The 20,551-nt window shown below is 36.7% G+C and carries 23 protein-coding genes, 1 pseudogene and 1 other annotated feature (1 of these 25 cut by a window edge); of the genes and pseudogenes, 10 read left to right on the top strand and 14 right to left on the bottom strand.

What is annotated here, in order from left to right; genetic code table 11:
- Positions 1-6: a binding site (T-box leader), on the bottom strand; it reaches 194 nt to the left of the window's first position.
- Positions 7-55: 49 nt separating this feature from the next.
- Complete coding sequence (locus AAFN87_RS02870; protein WP_347789474.1) at positions 56-796, bottom strand: hypothetical protein; 741 nt, start codon at positions 794-796, stop codon at positions 56-58.
- 252 nt (positions 797-1,048) lie between these two features.
- Here AAFN87_RS02870 and AAFN87_RS02865 point away from each other — a divergent pair, with 252 nt between their 5' ends.
- A complete protein-coding gene (locus tag AAFN87_RS02865; RefSeq protein ID WP_347789473.1) occupies positions 1,049-2,608 on the top strand; it encodes an amidohydrolase in 1,560 nt (519 codons plus the stop codon).
- 372 nt (positions 2,609-2,980) lie between these two features.
- Here the strand turns inward: AAFN87_RS02865 and phoU are convergent, their stop codons facing one another.
- From phoU to AAFN87_RS02830, 7 genes are all read right to left on the bottom strand, one after another.
- Positions 2,981-3,640 (bottom strand): phosphate signaling complex protein PhoU, encoded by a 660-nt coding sequence (phoU, locus tag AAFN87_RS02860; RefSeq protein ID WP_347789472.1) that lies wholly within the window; start codon positions 3,638-3,640, stop codon positions 2,981-2,983.
- A gap of 13 nt (positions 3,641-3,653) precedes the next feature.
- On the bottom strand, positions 3,654-4,481 hold the full coding sequence (gene pstB / locus AAFN87_RS02855; RefSeq protein ID WP_347789471.1) for a phosphate ABC transporter ATP-binding protein PstB: 828 nt from the start codon (positions 4,479-4,481) through the stop codon (positions 3,654-3,656).
- 12 nt (positions 4,482-4,493) lie between these two features.
- Positions 4,494-5,372: a phosphate ABC transporter permease PstA gene (gene pstA, locus AAFN87_RS02850; RefSeq protein ID WP_347789470.1), complete on the bottom strand. Its 879-nt coding sequence runs from the start codon at positions 5,370-5,372 to the stop codon at positions 4,494-4,496.
- A 1-nt stretch (position 5,373) separates the two neighbouring features.
- A complete protein-coding gene (gene pstC / locus AAFN87_RS02845) occupies positions 5,374-6,315 on the bottom strand; it encodes a phosphate ABC transporter permease subunit PstC (RefSeq protein WP_347789469.1) in 942 nt (313 codons plus the stop codon).
- 62 nt (positions 6,316-6,377) lie between these two features.
- Positions 6,378-7,346 carry a PstS family phosphate ABC transporter substrate-binding protein gene (locus tag AAFN87_RS02840; RefSeq protein WP_347789468.1) on the bottom strand — a complete coding sequence of 323 codons (969 nt, stop codon included), beginning with the start codon at positions 7,344-7,346 and terminating at the stop codon, positions 6,378-6,380.
- Positions 7,347-7,672: 326 nt separating this feature from the next.
- A complete protein-coding gene (locus AAFN87_RS02835; protein ID WP_347789467.1) occupies positions 7,673-8,086 on the bottom strand; it encodes a response regulator in 414 nt (137 codons plus the stop codon).
- A 320-nt stretch (positions 8,087-8,406) separates the two neighbouring features.
- Positions 8,407-10,608, bottom strand: a complete 2,202-nt coding sequence (locus AAFN87_RS02830; RefSeq protein ID WP_347789466.1) for a penicillin-binding transpeptidase domain-containing protein — start codon at positions 10,606-10,608, stop codon at positions 8,407-8,409.
- A 305-nt stretch (positions 10,609-10,913) separates the two neighbouring features.
- Between AAFN87_RS02830 and crcB (AAFN87_RS02825) the strand changes: the two genes are divergently transcribed.
- Both crcB (AAFN87_RS02825) and crcB (AAFN87_RS02820) read left to right on the top strand, forming a co-directional pair.
- Entirely contained in the window at positions 10,914-11,276 is a 363-nt protein-coding gene (gene crcB / locus AAFN87_RS02825) for a fluoride efflux transporter CrcB (protein WP_347789465.1), read from the top strand.
- The gene (crcB, locus tag AAFN87_RS02820) at positions 11,273-11,608 is read left to right on the top strand and encodes a fluoride efflux transporter CrcB (RefSeq protein WP_347789464.1); all 336 of its coding nucleotides are present in this window, start codon (positions 11,273-11,275) and stop codon (positions 11,606-11,608) included. The genes crcB (AAFN87_RS02825) and crcB (AAFN87_RS02820) overlap by 4 nt, the downstream gene beginning before the upstream one ends.
- 169 nt (positions 11,609-11,777) lie before the next feature.
- Here the strand turns inward: crcB (AAFN87_RS02820) and AAFN87_RS02815 are convergent, their stop codons facing one another.
- The 5 genes and pseudogenes from AAFN87_RS02815 to AAFN87_RS02800 form a co-directional block, all read right to left on the bottom strand.
- Positions 11,778-13,067, bottom strand: a complete 1,290-nt coding sequence (locus AAFN87_RS02815; RefSeq protein ID WP_347789463.1) for an MFS transporter — start codon at positions 13,065-13,067, stop codon at positions 11,778-11,780.
- 34 nt (positions 13,068-13,101) lie between these two features.
- Positions 13,102-13,263, bottom strand: a pseudogene (locus tag AAFN87_RS20015) (DUF6526 family protein); the annotation flags it as partial.
- Between the two features lie 16 nt (positions 13,264-13,279).
- Positions 13,280-14,023, bottom strand: coding sequence for an amidohydrolase family protein (locus tag AAFN87_RS02810; RefSeq protein ID WP_347789462.1), 744 nt, complete (start codon positions 14,021-14,023; stop codon positions 13,280-13,282).
- Between the two features lie 202 nt (positions 14,024-14,225).
- A complete protein-coding gene (locus tag AAFN87_RS02805) occupies positions 14,226-14,831 on the bottom strand; it encodes a superoxide dismutase (protein WP_347789461.1) in 606 nt (201 codons plus the stop codon).
- A gap of 190 nt (positions 14,832-15,021) precedes the next feature.
- Positions 15,022-15,498 carry a DUF456 domain-containing protein gene (locus tag AAFN87_RS02800; RefSeq protein ID WP_347789460.1) on the bottom strand — a complete coding sequence of 159 codons (477 nt, stop codon included), beginning with the start codon at positions 15,496-15,498 and terminating at the stop codon, positions 15,022-15,024.
- Between the two features lie 159 nt (positions 15,499-15,657).
- On the opposite strand from AAFN87_RS02800, the gene AAFN87_RS02795 reads away from it, so the two are divergent.
- The 4 genes from AAFN87_RS02795 to AAFN87_RS02780 all read left to right on the top strand — a co-directional run bounded on the left by AAFN87_RS02795 (position 15,658) and on the right by AAFN87_RS02780 (position 18,341).
- A complete protein-coding gene (locus tag AAFN87_RS02795; RefSeq protein ID WP_347789459.1) occupies positions 15,658-16,164 on the top strand; it encodes a DUF1189 family protein in 507 nt (168 codons plus the stop codon).
- Between the two features lie 51 nt (positions 16,165-16,215).
- Positions 16,216-16,548, top strand: coding sequence for a hypothetical protein (locus tag AAFN87_RS02790; RefSeq protein ID WP_347789458.1), 333 nt, complete (start codon positions 16,216-16,218; stop codon positions 16,546-16,548).
- A gap of 95 nt (positions 16,549-16,643) precedes the next feature.
- A complete protein-coding gene (gene ispG, locus AAFN87_RS02785; RefSeq protein WP_347789457.1) occupies positions 16,644-17,756 on the top strand; it encodes a flavodoxin-dependent (E)-4-hydroxy-3-methylbut-2-enyl-diphosphate synthase in 1,113 nt (370 codons plus the stop codon).
- Positions 17,757-17,765: 9 nt separating this feature from the next.
- Positions 17,766-18,341: a 5' nucleotidase, NT5C type gene (locus AAFN87_RS02780; protein ID WP_347789456.1), complete on the top strand. Its 576-nt coding sequence runs from the start codon at positions 17,766-17,768 to the stop codon at positions 18,339-18,341.
- Between the two features lie 82 nt (positions 18,342-18,423).
- Here the strand turns inward: AAFN87_RS02780 and AAFN87_RS02775 are convergent, their stop codons facing one another.
- Positions 18,424-18,552, bottom strand: coding sequence for a hypothetical protein (locus tag AAFN87_RS02775; protein ID WP_347789455.1), 129 nt, complete (start codon positions 18,550-18,552; stop codon positions 18,424-18,426).
- A 254-nt stretch (positions 18,553-18,806) separates the two neighbouring features.
- On the opposite strand from AAFN87_RS02775, the gene AAFN87_RS02770 reads away from it, so the two are divergent.
- The 3 genes from AAFN87_RS02770 (at position 18,807) to AAFN87_RS02760 (ending at position 20,377) form a co-directional block, all read left to right on the top strand.
- Complete coding sequence (locus AAFN87_RS02770) at positions 18,807-19,304, top strand: 23S rRNA methyltransferase (RefSeq protein ID WP_347789454.1); 498 nt, start codon at positions 18,807-18,809, stop codon at positions 19,302-19,304.
- A gap of 191 nt (positions 19,305-19,495) precedes the next feature.
- The gene (locus AAFN87_RS02765; RefSeq protein ID WP_347789453.1) at positions 19,496-19,939 is read left to right on the top strand and encodes a helix-turn-helix transcriptional regulator; all 444 of its coding nucleotides are present in this window, start codon (positions 19,496-19,498) and stop codon (positions 19,937-19,939) included.
- A gap of 195 nt (positions 19,940-20,134) precedes the next feature.
- Entirely contained in the window at positions 20,135-20,377 is a 243-nt protein-coding gene (locus AAFN87_RS02760; protein ID WP_347789452.1) for a hypothetical protein, read from the top strand.
- Positions 20,378-20,551: the final 174 nt, after the last annotated feature.

Genomic DNA, 20,551 nt, shown 5'->3' with positions numbered 1-20,551 from the left:
CTCTAATGTCATTTTAGCTCGAGTAATCTAATTATTCAAATAATTTTTCTAAAAACTATTGTAACGCGAAAAATATTTTCTGAGCAAACGGTAACGGACTTTGCTCAAATTTCGACTCGCTTAGCGCAATAACCGAAATTTCCGCTTGTACATTACTGAAATCATGTTGTACTACCTTTTTATAATCAGCAATTTGATTGTTTGTGATAATGAAAATTTCCGCATTTTTCAATTGACCAGTTATTTCAATCGATTTAGTTAGTGCCTGATACATAACAGTTTGATTTTTAGGGTCATTATTTAAAAGTTTTTGAAAACCATCAACTGTCGGCTTGCCACATTCAAATGTAAGTACCTCCGCTTCTTCTGAAAATGGAATAATAACTAAGTCGCGACAGTCTCCTGTACATATCGAGAATAACGGCAATAATAAACCTATGCTTAACGCACGCAATTCGGGATCTTCTAAGTGTTGCAAACAAACTACATAGGGTGCATTTTTTTGTTCAAATGGATAGTAAATAACATTGCCCTCTATAGTCGTATTACTTTTTAAATGCATTTGTTTTTCTGCTGTTAATATCGAATCTTTATTAAGCAGTACTGGCATGATCGCTTCTACTTCTGCTATTGATTGATTTATTGACATCGCGATTTCTAATACATTTGCAAATAATTTATTATCCTGGAATGCACATAAAAAAGCATGTTGCTCCTGTTCGGTTAATTGTTGGAACATTGCACTGCTATATACATAACGAAGCATTTCGTCAGTTAGTAAAGTTGCTATCGTCATACTAAACACCTCTGTTTATCAAATATTATCTGTAAGTATAGCGGAACAATTCTCGATATTATAGTGATTTCATTTGTAACATCTCTTTTCTTTATTACTTTTCACAAAATTTTAATATGCACTAATCATAATAGGTATTGGAACAAATGCAGATTAAGTTAACTAAAATACTAATCAAAGTTTACAAAAACAATAGGAATATTCAATCTTTTTTGATAGTATTTTTAAAAGAAGAAAAAGCGAGGGATAGCAATGAATTTATGGCATGGTGGCATTATTTATTCGATGCAATACGAAGGACATACTGTTGAGGCAATTTTGGAGAAGGGTGGCATGATTATTGAAACAGGTAGTTTTGCGGATTTACAGCATAAGGCGGAATCTTATATCGACTTACGCGGCGATGTGTTATATCCAGGCTTTGTCGATAGCCATTTACATATTATTGGTTACGGGGAAAAACTGAAAAATATTGATGTGAGTGCTATTACAACGAAGCAACATTTACTTGAGCGCTTACAGCAAGAAGCTGTTATGTTAAAGGCAGATGACTGGCTAGTAGCGATTGGCTATAACGAAGGACAAAATAAACATGCCACATTTCCTACAATAGAAGAAATTAATGTACTCGGTTGCTATGTTGTCATTAAACGAAGCTGTCATCATTTAATTATGGCAAATCATCAAGCACTAACATACGCCAATATTGACGACACAACCGACAATCCTTCTGGCGGTATTATTGAAAAGCAAGACGGCAAGCTAACTGGGATTTTAAAAGACAATGCCCTTTATTTAGTCGTGAATAATATGCCTACTACGACTCAAAGTTATGTTAATGATGCGCTAGAAAAATCGGTTACTTCATTACTTTCATACGGATTAGTTGGTGGGCATTCTGAAGATTTAAGTTATTACGGTCACCCATCTGTACCGTTAAAAAGCTATGAACATATAACTGAGAAACGAAATTTTAAAGCACATTTACTTCAACATCATTCTGTTTGGAATGAATTACGTCAAATAGATTTTACACCTTCAATTTGGGTGGAGCTTGGTGCAATGAAAATTTTCATCGATGGGGCTTTCGGTGGACGAACAGCTGCATTATTTGAGCCATATGCTGATGATCCAACTAATAATGGCATGTTTCTCCATTCAAAAGATACGCTCGAACAGCTCGTTCAACAAGCAAGAGCCAAGCAATCGACCGTTGCGGTACATGTTATTGGGGATGCTGCGATTGATTTAATATTAGATATTTTTGAGATGTACCCGCCAGTTGAAGGGCAAAAGGATCGTATTATTCATTGTAGTGTTGTGAATGATCGGTTACTAGATCGACTTAGTGCACTACCTATTATAGTCGATGTACAACCACAATTTATTCAGTCAGATATGGGGATTTTAGAAAGTAGGCTTGGTAAAGAGCGTTTACGTTATGTATATCCCCTAAAATCATTATTAGATCGTAAAATTGTATGTGCAGGTGGATCGGACGCGCCGATAGAAACTCCAAATCCTTTATACGGTATTTATGCGGCAATCACTCGTAAAGCAATCGATTCTTCAACAATTCTAAATGATGCAGAATGTATTACTCGCTATGAAGCAGTATCACTTTATACGACAGAACCCGCAAAAGTAATTGGTAAGGAAAAGCTTCGCGGTCAAATCGCAGTTGGCTTTGAGGCAGATTTCACTGTATTTGATGGCGATATTTTTACTGTCGATGTCGAACAAATTCCACATGTGCAGGTCACTAAAACAGTTGTTCATGGGCAAATTGTTTATGACAAAAATACGAAATAAGTTTCCGGGTAAATTCCCTTTGATTAGCACATCGCAAGTGATCGAATACCCCTTGAATAAAAAGCGACCGGGACATAAGTGTAACTTTTATGAAAAGTACGTACTATTTATACTAAAAGTTTGATTTTCTTTAAATTGATTGTAGTGAAGGGGCGAGTGTAGCTGTCGGCTGCGCCTTTCGCTACAGAGCAAAGCTTCCTGGGGGAACAGCACGAGTGAGAGACTACAGGCTCGAGCCGTGCCCCCGGAAAGCGTCCCCGTAACGGAAATCAATTTTCTAAACGCAAAAAAACATCAATTTTCTCATTGGAAAAATGATGTTTTTTGTTTTGTCCCAGCCTCACAGAAACTCAATTAAGAAGATGTTTTGTATTAATTATTCAACTCGTAATGCTGGCCTTTCACTAAGTAAAATAGGTGCTCCGCAATGTTTGTAGCATGATCAGCAGAACGCTCTAAATAGCGGCTAACAAATGATAAATACATAATTTGTGATACATTTTCTGGCTTCACACTTGATAGATGCATTAAATGGCTAATTGTTTGACCGTATAAATCATCTACTTGATCATCTAGTTCAGCTATTTCTTTTGCTTGCGTCGTATTTTCATCGATAAATGCTTCGATAATTTGTCGTAGCATCGACGTTGTTTTGGCACACATTTGCTCCAACGTTTCAACGGTTGTAATAAACGGCTCTTTTCCTATGCGGATTGTTTCTTTTGCAATATTAACCGCGTAATCACCGACGCGCTCCATATCACTAGCTGCTTTAACCATTGTCATTAAGCGGCGTAAATCTGTTGCAACAGGTTGCTGCTTAGCAATTAATAATATTACTCGATCATTTATCGCTTCTTCTAAACGGTTAATGTACACATCATTATCAATAATCGATAATGCTAGGTCGATATCTTTTTCAATAAAAGCTTTAAACGAAACTTCAAGTGCTTCGATGCTTTTCTTACATAACTCCATTAGGTTTTCTTGCACTGATTTCATATCATGCTCAAAACGTTCACGCACGGCCATTTTGTATCCCCCCTTATCCAAAACGCCCAGAAATATAATCTTCTGTACGTTGATCAGCTGGTGTTGAGAAAATTTTATCTGTTTGATCAAACTCGACAATTTCTCCGTTTAAAAAAAATGCTGTTTTATCAGAAATACGAGCAGCTTGTTGCATATTGTGCGTTACAATAATAATAGAATAATTATCTTTTAACTCTTGCACTAATTCTTCCACTTTTAATGTTGAAATAGGATCTAGTGCTGATGTTGGTTCATCCATTAAAATTACGTCAGGCTCAATGGCTAAACAACGCGCGATACAAATTCGTTGCTGCTGCCCCCCAGATAGACCGTATGCATTTTGGCTCAGACGGTCTTTTACATCATCCCAAATTGCTGAACCGCGCAGAGATTTTTCGACGATTTCATCTAAAATCTTTTTATTTTTAATTCCATGAATCCTTGGCCCATACGCAATATTATCGTAAATAGATTTTGGGAATGGATTGGGTTTTTGGAATACCATACCGACATGCGTACGTAGTTCTTCCACTTCATAATCTGAGCTAAAAATATTACTGCCTCGGTAATTAATTTCACCTGTAGTACGAACGATCGGTACAAGCTCGACCATACGATTTAATGCCTTTACATACGTTGATTTACCGCATCCAGATGGACCGATAACCGCGGTTACTTCATTTTCCTTTATATTAATATTTATATTTTTTAAGGCGTGATGTTCGCCGTACCATAAATCAAAATTTTTTGTTTCAAATACTGTTTGTTTACTATTCGGTAAAACAACCGGTGATTTTTCCACAACTTGAATTTTCGTCGTACGTTCTGATAGTTGTACCATGCTAAACCTCCGTTAATAACGTTTTTGAAATTTATTTCGAATAAAGATTGCAATCGAGTTCATAAAGACGAGTAAAATCATCAGCACAATAATGCCTGCTGCTGCAACATATTGAAACTCCTCTTGTGGACGTTTTGCCCAGTCAAAAATTTGCATTGGTAATGCGGTAAATGCACTTAATAGATTCTCAGGTAAAAATTGCAGGATGACTGGGATTCCGATTACAACGAGCGGTGCTGTCTCACCAATCGCCCGTGAGAGAGCTAATATACTGCCTGTTAATATACCTGAGATAGCTGCTGGTAAGACGACACGCATAATAGTTTGCCATTTAGTCGCCCCCATCCCGTAAGATGCTTCTCGCTGATCTTGTGGTACTGCGCGAATCGCTTCCTGGGCAGCGACGATAATAATCGGTAAAATTAATAAACTCATCGTTAAACCCGCTGCTAATATACTTTTCCCTAAGCCCATTAAACGAACGAAAATAGTTAATCCTAGTAACCCGAAAACAATGGACGGTACACCAGCTAAGTTTGAAATGTTCATGCGAATAAAATCATTTAATTTATTTTTCTGTGCATATTCCTCTAAATAAATGGCTGTACTGACACCTAGAATAATTGAAACGGGTGCAACAACTGCCATTAACCATATTGAACCGACTAATGCTGCTTTTATCCCTGCTTTTTCAGGAAGACGCGATGCAAAATTGGTTAAGAAATCAAAGTTTAAATAACCTAGCCCTTGAGAAAAAACACGAGCCAGTAAAATGACAAGTGTTAATAAGGCAAAGCTTGTTGCAAAAATGAAGATCGTTTTCCACACTGTATTCATCTTCAAACGTCTGTTCATCCGCTTCATAACGATTGTATTATTTAAATATTTCATTTTAATACTCCTCTCTGAAGCGTTTTGAAATGTACTGAGCGAATAAGTTCATTAATAAGGTGAAAATAAATAACGTGAAACCGACTGCATAGATAGAGTAGTAAATAGTTGTACCATATCCTGCATCTCCTGTTGACACTTGTACGATGTATGCTGTCATCGTTTGAATCGAATCAGTTACACTAAAATCGAATTTTGGTGTTGATCCACCGGCAAGTGATACGATCATTGTTTCACCAATCGCACGAGAAACTGCTAATACGACCGAAGCGATAATTCCTGATAATGCGGTTGGTAGAACTATTTTGATTGCTACTTCAAATTTTGTGGCGCCAAGTACAAGTGCACCTTCCCGCATCGAGTTTGGTACAGAACTCATCGCGTCTTCAGACAATGAGGCGATCATCGGCAATATCATAATCCCTACGACAATTCCTGGGCTTAGCGCATTGAATATTTTCAGCGACGGTATCAATTGCTGTAAAATGGGTGTGACGAATGTTAACGCAAAAAATCCGTAGACAATTGTCGGTACACCAGCTAGCACTTCTAAAATAGGCTTTACGATACGACGTGTTTTATCAGATGCATATTCACTTAAGAAAATCGCTGCCCCAATCCCAAATGGTACAGCTACTAATATCGCAATTCCTGTAACTTTCAAGGTCCCCATTATTAACGGCAAAATACCGTATAAAGGCTCTTTCCCTGAAAACGGTAACCATTCAGTACCAAATAGGTAATCGGTTATTGATACTCTCTGAAAAAACTCAAACGTTTCAAAAATAAGTGTAAATACAATACCGAATGTTGTTAATACAGAAAGTGCCGCTGCTAAAAACAACAGTTTAGGCATTGATTTTTCTATTATTTTTTTGCCTCTTTTAGCGCGAGACTTTGCAATCATTTGCTGAACAGATCGCTCACTAGCTTTTGAAGTCATTTTTGTGCAAACTCCTTTCAAAATGAGGAAGGAATGCGTGCTAACGCACACATTCCGCTAAATTATTTTAAAGCTTCAAGTGCTGCTAGACCTTTTTCGTATTCAACATCTGGTAGACGTACATAACCTGCTGCTTCCGCCATATTTCCAGCATTCTCTAAGCTGTATTTAATAAAGTCATATGCAGCTTCATTTTCAGCCATAGCTTTATTTTTCACATATACAAATAGTGGACGTGATAATGGTGAATATTCACCAGACTCAATTGTTTCATTGTTCGGCTCTATACCATTAACTGAAACAACTTGTAATTTACTTTCGTTTGCTAAGTAGTATGCATACCCGAAGAATGCAATCGCATTTTTATCTGCAATAACGCCTTGCACAAGAACGTTATCATCTTCAGATAAAGTAGCTGTTTTTACTAAATCCTCACCATCAAGGATGACTTCGTCAAAGTAGTCGAACGTACCTGAATCAGCACCTGGTGAATAGAATACTACTTCTTCATCCGGCCAAGATGGATCGATATCAGACCATTTTTTTGTCGTTCCATCTTCAATCCAAAGTTGTTTTAATTGCTCAACTGTTAAATTTTTAGCCCAAGTATTTTCTGGGTGTATAACTACTGATAATCCGTCATATGCAATAGCTAGTTCTGTATAATCAATTCCCGCAGCTACTAATTTTTCTTTTTCTGTATCTTTAATTGGACGTGATGCATTCGAGAAGTCTGTTTCGCCGTTAATGAACTTTTCAAATCCACCACCAGTACCTGATACGCCTACTGATACTCGCACATCTTTTTGTACCGCTGCATATTCTTCCACAAGGGCCTCTGTAATTGGCGCTACTGTTGAAGAACCGTCACCAACAACATCTCCTGTTAATTGCGCTTGTCCTGTTTCAGCAGATGCTGCACCATTTTTTGAATTCGTTGCATCATCTTTACTTTCAGTTGATCCACATGCTGCTAAAAATAATGCCGAACCTAGAATTGCTGCCTGGCTTAAGTACTTCCACTTTTTCATTTGTCATTTCCTCCAATAACTTTCTTAGTAAGTTTCTCTTACAAGCTTTACTATAATCGTAGTTTGTTGAGCCCATTTGAACGGATTGTTAATGGTCTGTAAATCGTTATTGATGTTTTGTAAATTCAAAATGCGAAAAGCGTCCTACTCAGCCCTGACAAACGCTTGAATGCCACAATCGAAAGCGTCTTTTTCACTTTCGTTTGAGGGACAGAAGCTACCTCGAAAGTCTAGGTTCTAGAGCTAAACACTGTTCGAACTCCAGAATTTTTTTCATTAACAATAAAAAAAGATATCCAGAAAAGATTTCTCCTCTGGATATCCCATTACGCTATTTTCTTTACTTCTTTTATTTGTGTTAACAGTATGTCTCTGCCGCATACTTTTTCAGGCTCTTTTTTTGTTTTCGGCGTAGTAATATTTAGCTTTATTGTTTTGGCATCTTTTTCGTTAATGTAGCCAGCAAATGTTGCGTTATAAATTTTCTCACCTGTTACTAGTGTTACTGTCGCCTTATTCGCATTAATTAATTCTCTTAAAAAAGGATACTTTGTTAAGTTACGTTTCCGCTCAGCTAATGCTAGGCGAGGCTCTAAAAATAATATTAGGAGCTCAAAAATTACAATATAGGCAATCGTTGTACTAATTATTAGTATTGTTGATGCACCAATCATTGTCATGACAATAGCATTGCTTAATGCACCTATTAAAATAATTAGTTGAAATAATAATTTCTTCATCTTATGTCCCTTTCAATAGTTTTTCAAATGGAGCACATTTGAGCTAATTAAAAAATATTTATATTTATGTAGTGTTCTTCCCTTTAAGTAAAGGCCAAACTATGTAATATAATTACGTATAAAAAATGATAAAGCACAATTCACCTTGTTATAACTTGTTTTTACATTTCAAGTATATTAAATCGGGAGAATTGTGCTTTATTCTATGAAAGATAGGTATGTTAACCGTTAGCCTCAACAAAATTTATCTACTAAGCTTTCAACTTAAATCAAGTATTTCATAACACAAAGCTTAAGCTTACCTATTACTCGCTGATTGCTTATTTTTCCTCATCTTCATTTAATTTTTCTTCTGAGAAAGCAGGTAGCATCTTTTGATTTGGTGAACTTGCAGAAATGCCTTCTTGCGCATATTTTCCTTTTAATTCAAAATAATAATCTAATACTTCACGTGCCATCAGATTACCTTGACGTAGATGTACGTCAAAATTTGTTGTCACCCAAGGAACGACAACTGCATAGGCCACTTCAGGATTATCATACGGTGCGAAGCCGACATGCGTAAGTGTAGTAGTATTTGTTCCATATTTATCTGTCTGCGGACCATAATATACTACTTCAGCAGTACCTGTTTTACCGGCGGCTGTATACGGTGTATCATAGAATACACTACGAGCAGTACCTTTTGCCCCTGTATAAACTCTTCTTAAACCTTCTTTTACTTGGTTTATTTCAGCTTCAGAATTGGAAATACGATTTAAAATCGTCGGCTGCACTTCTTGTACGAGTGGTCCGAATGTTTCCCCATCTTCTGAAGGTTTGCGAATTTCCTTTAACATGCGTGGTTGTACGCGGTATCCACCATTCGCCACTGTTGAAATATACTGCACGAGCTGCATAGGTGTATACGTATCGAACTGTCCTATTGCTAAGTTCAAAATCTTACCAGGGTTATCCATAAATCCTTGATAACCTGCAAACTCGCCCGGTAAATCTATCCCCGTAGGCACACCTAAACCAAATTGTGCATAGCCATTACGCATCGTTTGTAATGTTCCATCACGTAATTTAAGAGGCATATCATAATAATAGTTACTACCGCCAATACCTAACGCAATTTGGAACATATACGAGTTAGAAGATTGTTCTAATGCGGACAATTCATTCATCGGTATTCGACTGTTTCGGTTAAAGATGGAACTTTTCGGTTCTGTATTTAAAAGTTTAATCGGCTGATCAATTAATGTTGTATTAATATCGATAACATCTTCTGAATAACCCATTAAGACTGTTGCTGCTTTTATACTTGAACCTACTTCATACGCCGTTGTAAAGGTACCGTATGAGTAGTCCACAATTGTATTTTTACCTGTCTCAGGATCAGTTTCGATTTTTTTACCAACAACAGATAAAAGCTCACCTGTATTTGGGTTCATCATGACCAAAAATGCTCTATCAAGTAAGCTTGAACTTCCCAATGATTTTAATTCCAACAAATACTTTTCGACTACACGTTCTGCCTCAGCTTGCAATTCAATATCAAGTGTTGATATTAAGTCTTTTCCTGGCTCCCCAGGGTACGTCGTTTTTGTTTCAACAATTTGACCTTTTTTATTCGCAAGATTTTTTACGACAGATTTTTCACCTTGTAAAATTTCTTCATATTGGGCTTCAAAATAACTTTCACCAACACGATCATTACGTGAATAATCTCGGGCTAAGTAGAAATCCAGCTTATTTTTAGGAATCCCTTTGCTTGGTACAGTTGTACGACCTAATACTGCTAACGGCGACTGACGCACTCGCTTCCAATCCGTTGTCGTATTTACACCTGGTAAATCCGCTAAACGCTCCGAAACACGCGCAAATTCGTCATTTGTTACCCCTTCACTTTTAATAATTTGTGGTGATAAATTATACCCCGATACCATTTCACGATAAATCGCCAGAACTTCTAAATCAAAATCTGTTAATTGTGCTAGTTCTTCATCCGTAATGCGTTCTCGAATGCGGCGGTCCATTTCTGCATTAACATCTTTTTGTTCTAGCGTTTCATCTGATTTCCGATAAGCATCCATTTCTTCTTTCGTTACTTTCTTCATCGCTTCTTCATTATTACGTAAAATCCAAAAATCCTGCTTGTCTCGATATGTAACACGATCTGTTGGTTGCTCAATTAATGTTGCAAGCTCTTCTGCAATGTCTAGCATTTCCTGTTGCTTCGTTGTTGGCATTTTCGTATAAGTAATTGCATTTTCAGGCTGATTATCAACGAGAATGCGTCCGTATCGATCATAAATACGTCCGCGAGGTACACTTGTATTAACACGCACTTCCTCTTTACGTTCAATCTCGCTCACATATTCCTCACCTTTGACAATTTGTAAGTAACCAAGTCGAAAAATAAGCATTGAAAATAATAAAAATATTGAGAAGAAAAGGACGTTCATCCGAAATGACAAGTTAGCCCGAGGCTTCGCTTTTCCATTCGAAGCGCGATTTTTTTGCGGTAACTTTCGCATGTCAAACTCCCCTTTCTATAAAAAATGTTTTAGCGTCTGTTTGTCCACGACAAGAGTTAGATTATTCTAAGCAGCTTGAGGTGGAGTACGCGAATGCCTAGTCAAAACTTTTTCTTTTAATAAAAATATAAAAAGGCAATCCGGAAACAAATGAATACATGCATTTTAGTATAACATTTGCGCATGTTAGAAAAAAGTATATTCATACTGAAGTTCAACATTTGTGACGGGATTTTTAAAGAAAGGTTTCATTTTTTTATAAGTTGGGGGAAAATAAAAAGAAATTTATTTTTGGGGTGACGAGTTTGAACTATTTCATTGTCGGAATTGGTGGTGCAGTTGGTGCATCTTTACGTTATTTAATTTGTACAGTGATTCCGTATAGCGGCGGATTTCCTTTAGCAACTTGCTTAATTAATATAGTTGGTAGTTTTTTATTAGCCGTACTATTGACGAGCCAATCTTTAATCCAAAATAAACAATTAAAGCTTTTACTAACTACTGGATTTTTAGGTGCCTTTACAACGTTTTCCGCATTTAGCTATGAAACATTTACGTTATTCCATACCGACAGCTGGCTAGCGATTGTATATATCATGATTTCGATTTTGGGTGGCTTAAGTGCTAGTTTAATTGGTACTGTTCTTGTTAAAGGGGGGAGCCTATGATATTAGTTGCCATTGGTGGATTTTTTGGTGCCATCGTACGTTACTTCATTAGCTCTCTTTTACGTATTCAAACGTTTCCTATCGCTACTTTTATTATTAATATTACAGGCTCCATTTTATTTGGTATCGTTGTTGGATTAGACGTTTCGAAGACGTGGTACTACCTATTGGCAACGGGATTATTAGGTGCCTTTACGACATTTTCCACATTTAGTTTTGAAACAATTCAACTTTTTGAAAAACGACAATATTTTAAAGCTGTATTTTATGTAATCAGTACAAGTAGTATTGCGATTTTCGGAGTATGGTTTGGTTATTTACTCGCCTTATGAACCGCTAGTTTTTTGGTTCAACGTTTAATGTTGGGGTAAGCATCGAAAATATTTATCGCATCTGTTCCCTTGCCTGTCCCTCACTTCCATCGACTTACTGCCAAGTCGTTTTTTAGCAAATCGACTTTGTACCGAAAGCGACCGGACAGGCCTTGTAAAATATATAGTATTAAATAGCCATATTATTCTTTTGTTTTATACGTGCCCAAATTACGACCGGCACTAAAAGTAAGGCTAAGCACAAACCGATAAAGCCTAACATTGCATAACTTGAATAAGCTACTACGACACCAGATAATAAACTGCCAGCAGATCCACCTAATGCGACCGTTACATCTACAGAACCTTGCGTTTTTGCACGATTATTTATCGTCGTTGAGTCAATAATAATCGCTGTACCGCTTATTAACCCGAAATTCCATCCAAGCCCTAATAACATAAGGGCAATTGATAGCCAAAATAGGGAATCGCCAGGTGCAAAAGCTGCTACTAACCCTGCTACTGCCAATGTAACTCCCGAAGCGATTACTATAAATGTTCGACCAATTTTATCAACAAGTAATCCAGTACCTAGCGATGGTAAATACATTGCTGCAACATGTAATCCAATAACCATACCAATCGCACTTAAGCTACTGCCATGACCTTGCATGTGGATTGGTGTCATAGTCATAATCGCTACCATAATAACATGTGAAAGCACTAATACTAGCGCTCCTACGAAAACTCCGAGCCGATTAACTTCACTTTGAACCGAACGAGCCTTCCCAGCTACTTTATGCTGCTCTTGCTGTTTTGCAGCTATCGCTTTAGCAACTAATAACGGATCTGGACGCAAAAATATGAATAATGTAAGACCAGCTAAAATATAGGCTATTGCAGCTAAAATGAATGGCCCAGCTAATGATGGCATACTGATTGCTTCAGCAACTTTGCCCATCGGCGTTACTAAATTTGGACCTGCAACTGCACCAAAAGTTGTCGCAACCATCGCTATACTTGTCGCCGTTGCACGCTGTTTTTCATTCGCTAAATCTGTCCCCGCATAGCGTGCCTGTAGATTTGTTGAAGTACCGGCTCCATAAACGAATAAGGCTATAAATAATAAAGCTACACTATTAATATTAGCAGCTATTATGACACCTATCGCACCAATTCCACCAGCTATAAAACCAAAAGATAACCCGTACCTACGTCCAAAACGTTGAGAAAGCTGACCTACGATAAAAGCTGCTAATGCCGAGCCTAGTGTGAACAGTGCAGCAGGTAACCCCGCAAAGCTTTCTGTCCCTAACACATCCTTCGCAAGTAAAGCTCCAACAGTAATCCCCGCCGCAAGCCCAGCTCCACCAAATATTTGAGACATTAATACGATAATTAACGTACGCTTATAGAGCTTTTGCTGTGCTTCAGTTGTCTGTACATACTGATTAACTACGGCAGAATCTTTATAGTTCATAAAATCACCTTTCTTTTACACACTCTATTCCCAACTAGGTATAAAAATCTACATTCGAAAATAGTCCACTCTCCATGATTGTAACTACTCGTGATAGGTTTTCAGCTAATATTCTCTCTACTAGATTTACATACTCTTCATTTGATGCACAACGTAATGCAATTAGTTGCTTCGACTTGATGCGATCATCTATACGCTTATTAGTAACTTAATCATTTAAAATACCAATTTAAAGCATTCGTGTACAATATTTTATCTGCTTCCTGTTCATCAAAAATTTGTTGAATCAATAAGATATCGTTATAGTCAAAAGGTCGTTTCGCTCTCGTAGATGGCAAGTCAGTACCAAACATTAACGCATCTGGGTTAACACTATAAATGGATCTTAAAGCATTTTCTACATTTAGTTCTACTCGACCAAAGCCAGTCGCTTTCACATGTACACCTTTTTCGACTAATTTTAATAAATATGGTAGTCCTTTTTCAGATATTCCTAAATGGTCAATTGAAACTGCAGGTAAATTTTCTAGTATAGTCATAATGTCTGGTAAGTGTTTTGAATCGATATAAAGCTCACTATGCCAGCCGACTAAATCAAATACACGTCTTGCAAATGTATCAAGCTTCGATAAATCTTCAGAACCTCCTCGCTTTATATTAAAACGTAATGCCTTTACTCCCTTTTCATGTAAGCTTAAAATCTCTTCATCTGTTACAGTTATTGGTAGTTGAGTTACACCACAAAATGATGGTCCCATTTGTTTAAGAGCGTCCAATAAATAGCCTTGGTCAAAACCTTGAAAGGAACCCGATACAATCGCACCACCTCGAACATTAAGATTAGCGACTTCTTTTTCGTAATTATTGACTATGTAGTTCGGTGGCATATAACCTTGATTTTCGACAACTGGAAAATCGTAATTGATAATGTGAAAATGTGCATCAAAAATCCTCATTTTAACTCTCCCCTTTTTATAAGCTAGTTATTTCAAATTTGGACATCTTAAATATTTTACACAAATGAAAAAGAAATTCATTTTACCCTATTTATTTCAAATTCTTTTATTACTATTGTAAATGAAAAAAGACTGCAGGCAAACTCGTATTTCTTCGAGTTTGCCTACAGTCTGAACTAGCTGGCATAAAACTAGCTATATATTATTTTGCAGCTTGAAACTTAGCTTCTACAACGTCCCAGTTTACAACGTTCCAGAATGCACCAATGTAGTCTGGACGACGGTTTTGGTAGTTTAAGTAGTAAGCGTGCTCCCAAACGTCTAATCCTAAGATTGGCGTTTTGCCTTCCATAATTGGAGAGTCTTGGTTTGGAGTTGAAGTAACAGCAACTGAGTCACCATCAACGATTAACCAAGCCCAACCTGAACCGAAACGAGTAGTTGCAGCTTTAGTGAATTCTTCTTTGAATGCATCAAAAGAACCGAATTTAGCATCGATAGCAGCAGCTACTTCGCCAACTGGAGTATTTGAACCGCCTGGAGCGATTACTTCCCAGAATAATGAGTGGTTAGAGTGACCGCCACCATGATTACGTACTGGAGTTTGTTTGTCAGCTGGAAGTGCATCGATATTAGCGATTAATTCGTTAAGATCTTTCCCTGCAAATTCAGTACCTTCTACTGCTGCGTTTAAACCAGCAACATAAGTATTGTGGTGTTTAGTGTGGTGAATCTCCATTGTTTTTGCATCGATATGTGGTTCTAATGCGTCATAAGCGTAAGTTAATTGTGGTAATTCATAAGCCATTTTCAGTTCCTCCTAAGGATTAAATAATTATAATACATGTACTAGGTTATCAAAATTGGCAAAACCATTCAATTAAAATTATTCACGAACAAGCATTTCAGCCTTTTGACGGAACATACGACTAAAATAACATTATTGTTTTTGCACACGGCAATAAACAAATTTTGCAATATCATACTCATATAATTTACTAAATTGCTATGAAGAAAATAACAATCATTACTACTTGAATAACTCCTTTTGCTGCCACAGATGTTAAAAAACCGACTACAGATCCTATACCTGTACGAATTGCCTGTTGTACTGAAGTACGTTCTACAATTAGCTCTGCGATGACCGCTCCTAAAAATGGGCCTAATAAAATACCGGCAAACGGAATGACGAATGGGCCGATCAACAATCCAATCGTACTCCCCCACATTCCGGCTTTGGAACCGCCGAATTTCTTCACTCCAATTAAGTTCGATACTGTATCTGCTGCAAATAATAGCACGACAAATAAAATTTCAATCGCCCAAAACCACCACGGCAAGCTAAAGCTATAAAATAAACCGTAAACAGTAAATCCAGCTAGAATAAATAACACTGATGGGATAATCGGATAAACGAGTCCGATAAATGCAATAATAAAACTAGCAATAATTAATACCCATGCTATAACTTCCATATTCCCACTCCTTCTCTTACAATACTTACGAAATACGATACCCGAAAGTTTCAAACAACTAATTTCCCTCTACCAAAAACTCTATTAATTGAAATTCTACTCCTCTTCGTTTTCGATTTATTCAATTCATGTTAAAATGGCTTTTGGAGGAGAATTAAAATGAAACACTCACAACTTTTTATTGATAGCTTAATCAATCCTAAAAAACTAGCTGCTTACAGAATTATGCCTATCGGAAAAGTAATTCAATACGTTTTTTTATTAATTACTTTTGTGACAGTATTTTCATTCGGTCGATTTTCGAGTGGTGTAACAGAAGATTTATTTAACATTGATGGACTTACAGAATACATAGCGGATATTCAGTGGCTACTATATCCTTTTGCGTTTATCTTTTTATTTGTTATGACGTCTCTATTAGTTTTTATTCGTATTAGTTTATATGCTCTAGCAGGTCTACTTTTAGTGAAGTCGATTAAGCGCCGGGGAGAATATCGTCAAATTTGGCGAACAGCAGCCTTTGCGATTACATGGTCTACTATTCTTTCAGTTGTCTTTACGATTATTCTGATTCCTAGCTCTGTCCCTACATTAATCGGAGTTTTTATTACGATGGTTCTATTAATAATTGCCTTAACTAAATATCCCAAACTACCGCAAAAATAACAATGCATGAATCCTAACTCTTTTCATATATTGAAATAAGGAGGGATTTTTTTGCGGTATATAGTTTTTACAATTTGTTTTTTTCTCGTTGCGACGATTATTAAAATAGATTTGCAAGAGGGCACACTACCTCTTGCTGCATTTTATTCTGAGGAACAATGCACAAAAACAGTAGAATACGTTTGGCAAACTGTTTCTGTTCGTGTTCAACAAGGCGATACAATATATAGTTTATTTACGACAACACCAACAAAAGCAGCTTTCCCTGAGCGTTTAGCAGAGTTTTATAAAGCTAACCCGCATCTTCAACAACAAACACTTGTCCCTGGTGAACTCATATTGCTCCCAATTTATACGAAAACGGTTGAAAAATGCTTAAATTGATTTGTTAATGTTTCTACCTTGTCCTTACATTGCGACACTGTTAAAATAGTTTTCAGTGACGGCTTTTAGAATGGCCCGAAAAGGAGAGAACTTTCATGAGTGAAATTATTCACCGTTCAAAAACGCGTCCTGTACGTGTAGGAAATTTAACGATTGGTGGTAGTAATGAATTATTCATTCAAAGTATGTGTACTACAAAAACACATGACGTTGAAGCAACAGTTGCAGAAATTCTTCGTTTGGAAGAAGCAGGCTGTCAAATCGTGCGTGTTGCCGTGCCAGATGAGCGCGCAGCAGACGCAATCGCTGAAATTAAGAAGCGTATCCATATCCCACTAGTAGCGGATATTCATTTCGATTACAAATTAGCATTAAAAGCTATTGAAAACGGCATCGATAAAGTGCGTATTAACCCAGGTAACATTGGTCGCCGCGAAAAAGTAGAGGCAGTTGTTAATGCAGCTAAAGCTAAAGGCATTCCGATTCGTATCGGTGTTAATGCAGGTTCATTAGAACGCCATATATTAGAAAAATATGGTTATCCAACTGCTGACGGGATGGTCGAATCTGCACTTCACCATATTAAAATTTTAGAAGATCTGGATTTCCATGATATTATCGTGTCAATGAAAGCTTCAGATGTAAATCTAGCTATCGAAGCATATGAAAAAGCATCAAAAGCATTTGATTATCCCCTACATTTAGGAATTACTGAATCTGGTACATTGTTTGCAGGTACAGTAAAATCAGCTGCTGGTCTTGGTGCAATACTATCTAAAGGCATTGGTAATACGCTGCGCATTTCCCTTTCTGCTGACCCAGTAGAGGAAATAAAAGTAGCTCGTGAATTATTAAAATCATTCGGTCTTGCTTCTAATATGGCAACTTTGATTTCTTGCCCAACTTGTGGACGCATTGAAATCGACTTAATATCAATTGCTAATGAAGTAGAGGAATATATTTCAAAATTAAATGTACCACTTAAAGTAGCTGTTCTTGGCTGTGCAGTAAACGGTCCAGGTGAAGCTCGTGAAGCAGATATCGGTATTGCAGGTGCTCGTGGAGAAGGTTTGCTATTTATGAAAGGTAAAACCGTTCGCAAAGTACCAGAAGATACAATGGTAGAAGAGTTGAAAAAAGAAATCGATAAACTCGCTGCAGAAATGGAAGAAAAGCGTGCAGCAAATGAAGCATCAAACGCACAATAAGGAGTAGTAATGATGACAATGAAACCGCGCTTTGGCATTGATATTGATGGCACAGTTACTTGTCCTTCAACACTCATTCCACATATTAATAAACAATACAATGTCAATATTACATTAGCCGACGTAGTAGAATACGATTTTTTAAGCGCATTCCCTCACCCTGTCAATCGGGCGGAGTTTAATACTTGGTTTAAAGCTAATGAGCCATCTATGTATGAAGCAAGTGAGCTAGCAAGTGATGCAAAGTCAATATTAACTGCTTGGCAAAATCGTTATGAGTTATTTTATATTTCCGCTCGCGGTGAAAATGTGTATGACATTACGAAAAATTGGTTCCATACGAATGACATCCCGTATGATCATATCGAGCTTATTGGTAGTCATGACAAAATTCAAACTGCTAAAAAACACGGTGTCCACGCATTTTTTGAAGACAAACATGATAATGCTGTGATGATTGCCGAGGAGTTAAATATTCCGGTCGTATTATTTGATACCCCATACAATCAACTACCAATACCCAATCAAGTCATTCGTGTTCACAACTGGATTGAAGCGAACGAATGGATCAAAAAAAACTTTTAAAAAAAGAGCAACTTTGGTTTTTTCCAAAGTTGCTTTTATTTATGTTCTTTTAATTGCCTCATCTTATGTTGCTACTTGGGCATTAAAGCTCTAATATTCCTCTCACCCAACGATCAACAAAAGTTTCAAATGTAATTCCATAGCGGCTATATACTTCATGATAAACAAAATAAGTGCCTAACTTTTCTAACATCTCATCGTCTATTTTCACCAACTTCATCCTCTCTATTCAATATCATGATGAGACAATACTCTCCATTTCCCACACAGACTATGCAGTAAATCCCTATTCCGTAATTAGTTTCATTAAGAATACAATGATCCATTTTTTATATTGCAAACTAAGTAATGGGCAATCTGGTTATAACATTCACTTTCGTTACAAAATCTTCACATACAACATGCCCACTTTGTCAATTAAAACAGTATGATTAAAGAAAGCTTTCGTATTATTGGAGGGACATTATGCGTAGGATTAGTTCATATTTATCAATAACATTGGCGATAATTTTTTTAAGTGGGTGTGATGATACATTAAACGATATTAAAAATGCCGCTTCTGGTATTAATTCAGCTGCTACTAATGCAGCAACTGCTATTTCGCAAGATGTACATACATTACGTGCAACAGACATTCACTATAAAGATGAACATTTTACTATTAACGACTTATTTAAATCCATTTTACGCGACGTACAATGGCATTATGAACAAAGTGATGCAACAGACATATTAAAAGTAACCGGTACTTGGAAGGAACCGCTTTTTGCACACTATGATTTTGAAGAAGCATTCAAGAAAGAATTAGTGGAATCTAGTAAAGTTACTGTTGTTTTAACGTTTAAGAATGGCAATATACAATCGGAAGAGACATCTTTAAAGATGGAACTCAATGGTGAAATAGTTGTAGAGGAACACGGCGAAATAGCACTTACTCAATTTTATGATATATATGTAAAATAAGTGTCTATTGTAAGAGATTTCAATCTCTGTATCGCAACATAGGCTTGGAAATATTTAACTGAAAACTGCGAGTCTCCTTACTCAAGTGAGCTCTCTTTACAAAGTTTTGTTCATTTTTATGCAATTACTTTCCTTTTTCGATTAAGAGAAGTACGATTAAAGAGTAAATTTACATAGAAAAGGTGAACAAAATGAACCGTGAGGACGTAATTTTAATAATTTCTGAAAAACTAAAATTAGTTCGAACAGAAAATGACTTCACACAAGATAAAATGGCTGAAATTCTCGGCATTTCTAAAAAAACGCTCGTGCAAATTGAAAAAGGACGTATTTCTGCTGGTTGGACAACTTCTGTTGCTGTATGTGCACTTTTTCGTGAAAGCACTATTTTACAACATACTTTTGGCGGCGATCCAATGGATGTAATCGAACTAACAGCACATAACGTCATAATTCGGCCTAAGGAAAAAACAATGGGTGGCTATATTTGGTGGAGAAATGTGGAAGAACGTGATGGCTATAAATTACAGCAAAATGTATTGAGTCATCATTTCCGGATTTTAGATGAAGAAAAATTCCGTTTATTTAGCTCATTCGATGAAAAAGCAATTCGGGAAAAGTGGAACTCTTTATAATAGCTCTGTTTAACTGACTCTCTGTAAAATGTTGGAGTATAATTTTGAGTAATCACTGTTTAATGCACCCTTTGGTATCGACAAGTTTTCTACTAATAAAAAAAATCGAAATCAATCACTGAATTTAGTTTACTTACAAGATGGTCTTTCGGTACAAGCTATTCCATTGTCAGCATTTCAAGTTGTACACGCTCAATGATTTATTTTTTCGTCATCATATTTATCATCACTTCAAATATTTTCAGCAAGTTAAGAGTAGAATATTTTATCATTAGCCAATGCAAGTTGATTGGAGTGGAAGGCGCGACACTCCAGCAGGAACAGCACGGGCGGAAAATCCATTTTTGCGGCGATCCGCCGCAAAAATTAGTTGAAGCCGTGCCTGTGGAAAGGGAGCGCCTGGAACGGAAATCAACGGTTTCTTACTATTTATTCTAAAAAGAAAAAAGACCGTAGGCAAACTCAAATTTGTATGAGTTTGTCTACAGTCTACGCTATTTAGATTTGGCAAATTGCTAACAATTACGACTATTATTATATTTTGGATATTATTGTCTCAATGTTTCTTGAATCTCATTATCTTATTCTACTTTAATTTTTGTTAGTTTTTCT

The sequence above is a fragment of the Solibacillus sp. CAU 1738 genome (genome assembly GCF_039888725.1).
Classification (GTDB): Bacteria; Bacillota; Bacilli; order Bacillales_A; family Planococcaceae; genus Metasolibacillus.
This window is presented reverse-complemented; position numbering and strand designations above follow the sequence as displayed.

What these genes read in the sequence shown, in the direction of transcription:
- AAFN87_RS02870 (WP_347789474.1), bottom strand. Translation starts at nt 796, where the DNA reads ATGACGATAGCAACTTTACTAACTGACGAAATGCTTCGTTATGTATAT.
- AAFN87_RS02865 (WP_347789473.1), top strand. Translation starts at nt 1,049, where the DNA reads ATGAATTTATGGCATGGTGGCATTATTTATTCGATGCAATACGAAGGA.
- phoU (WP_347789472.1), bottom strand. Translation starts at nt 3,640, where the DNA reads ATGGCCGTGCGTGAACGTTTTGAGCATGATATGAAATCAGTGCAAGAA.
- pstB (WP_347789471.1), bottom strand. Translation starts at nt 4,481, where the DNA reads ATGGTACAACTATCAGAACGTACGACGAAAATTCAAGTTGTGGAAAAA.
- pstA (WP_347789470.1), bottom strand. Translation starts at nt 5,372, where the DNA reads ATGAAATATTTAAATAATACAATCGTTATGAAGCGGATGAACAGACGT.
- pstC (WP_347789469.1), bottom strand. Translation starts at nt 6,315, where the DNA reads ATGACTTCAAAAGCTAGTGAGCGATCTGTTCAGCAAATGATTGCAAAG.
- AAFN87_RS02840 (WP_347789468.1), bottom strand. Translation starts at nt 7,346, where the DNA reads ATGAAAAAGTGGAAGTACTTAAGCCAGGCAGCAATTCTAGGTTCGGCA.
- AAFN87_RS02835 (WP_347789467.1), bottom strand. Translation starts at nt 8,086, where the DNA reads ATGAAGAAATTATTATTTCAACTAATTATTTTAATAGGTGCATTAAGC.
- AAFN87_RS02830 (WP_347789466.1), bottom strand. Translation starts at nt 10,608, where the DNA reads ATGCGAAAGTTACCGCAAAAAAATCGCGCTTCGAATGGAAAAGCGAAG.
- crcB (WP_347789464.1), top strand. Translation starts at nt 11,273, where the DNA reads ATGATATTAGTTGCCATTGGTGGATTTTTTGGTGCCATCGTACGTTAC.
- AAFN87_RS02815 (WP_347789463.1), bottom strand. Translation starts at nt 13,067, where the DNA reads ATGAACTATAAAGATTCTGCCGTAGTTAATCAGTATGTACAGACAACT.
- AAFN87_RS02810 (WP_347789462.1), bottom strand. Translation starts at nt 14,023, where the DNA reads ATGAGGATTTTTGATGCACATTTTCACATTATCAATTACGATTTTCCA.
- AAFN87_RS02805 (WP_347789461.1), bottom strand. Translation starts at nt 14,831, where the DNA reads ATGGCTTATGAATTACCACAATTAACTTACGCTTATGACGCATTAGAA.
- AAFN87_RS02800 (WP_347789460.1), bottom strand. Translation starts at nt 15,498, where the DNA reads ATGGAAGTTATAGCATGGGTATTAATTATTGCTAGTTTTATTATTGCA.
- AAFN87_RS02795 (WP_347789459.1), top strand. Translation starts at nt 15,658, where the DNA reads ATGAAACACTCACAACTTTTTATTGATAGCTTAATCAATCCTAAAAAA.
- ispG (WP_347789457.1), top strand. Translation starts at nt 16,644, where the DNA reads ATGAGTGAAATTATTCACCGTTCAAAAACGCGTCCTGTACGTGTAGGA.
- AAFN87_RS02780 (WP_347789456.1), top strand. Translation starts at nt 17,766, where the DNA reads ATGATGACAATGAAACCGCGCTTTGGCATTGATATTGATGGCACAGTT.
- AAFN87_RS02770 (WP_347789454.1), top strand. Translation starts at nt 18,807, where the DNA reads ATGCGTAGGATTAGTTCATATTTATCAATAACATTGGCGATAATTTTT.
- AAFN87_RS02765 (WP_347789453.1), top strand. Translation starts at nt 19,496, where the DNA reads ATGAACCGTGAGGACGTAATTTTAATAATTTCTGAAAAACTAAAATTA.
- AAFN87_RS02760 (WP_347789452.1), top strand. Translation starts at nt 20,135, where the DNA reads ATGATTTATTTTTTCGTCATCATATTTATCATCACTTCAAATATTTTC.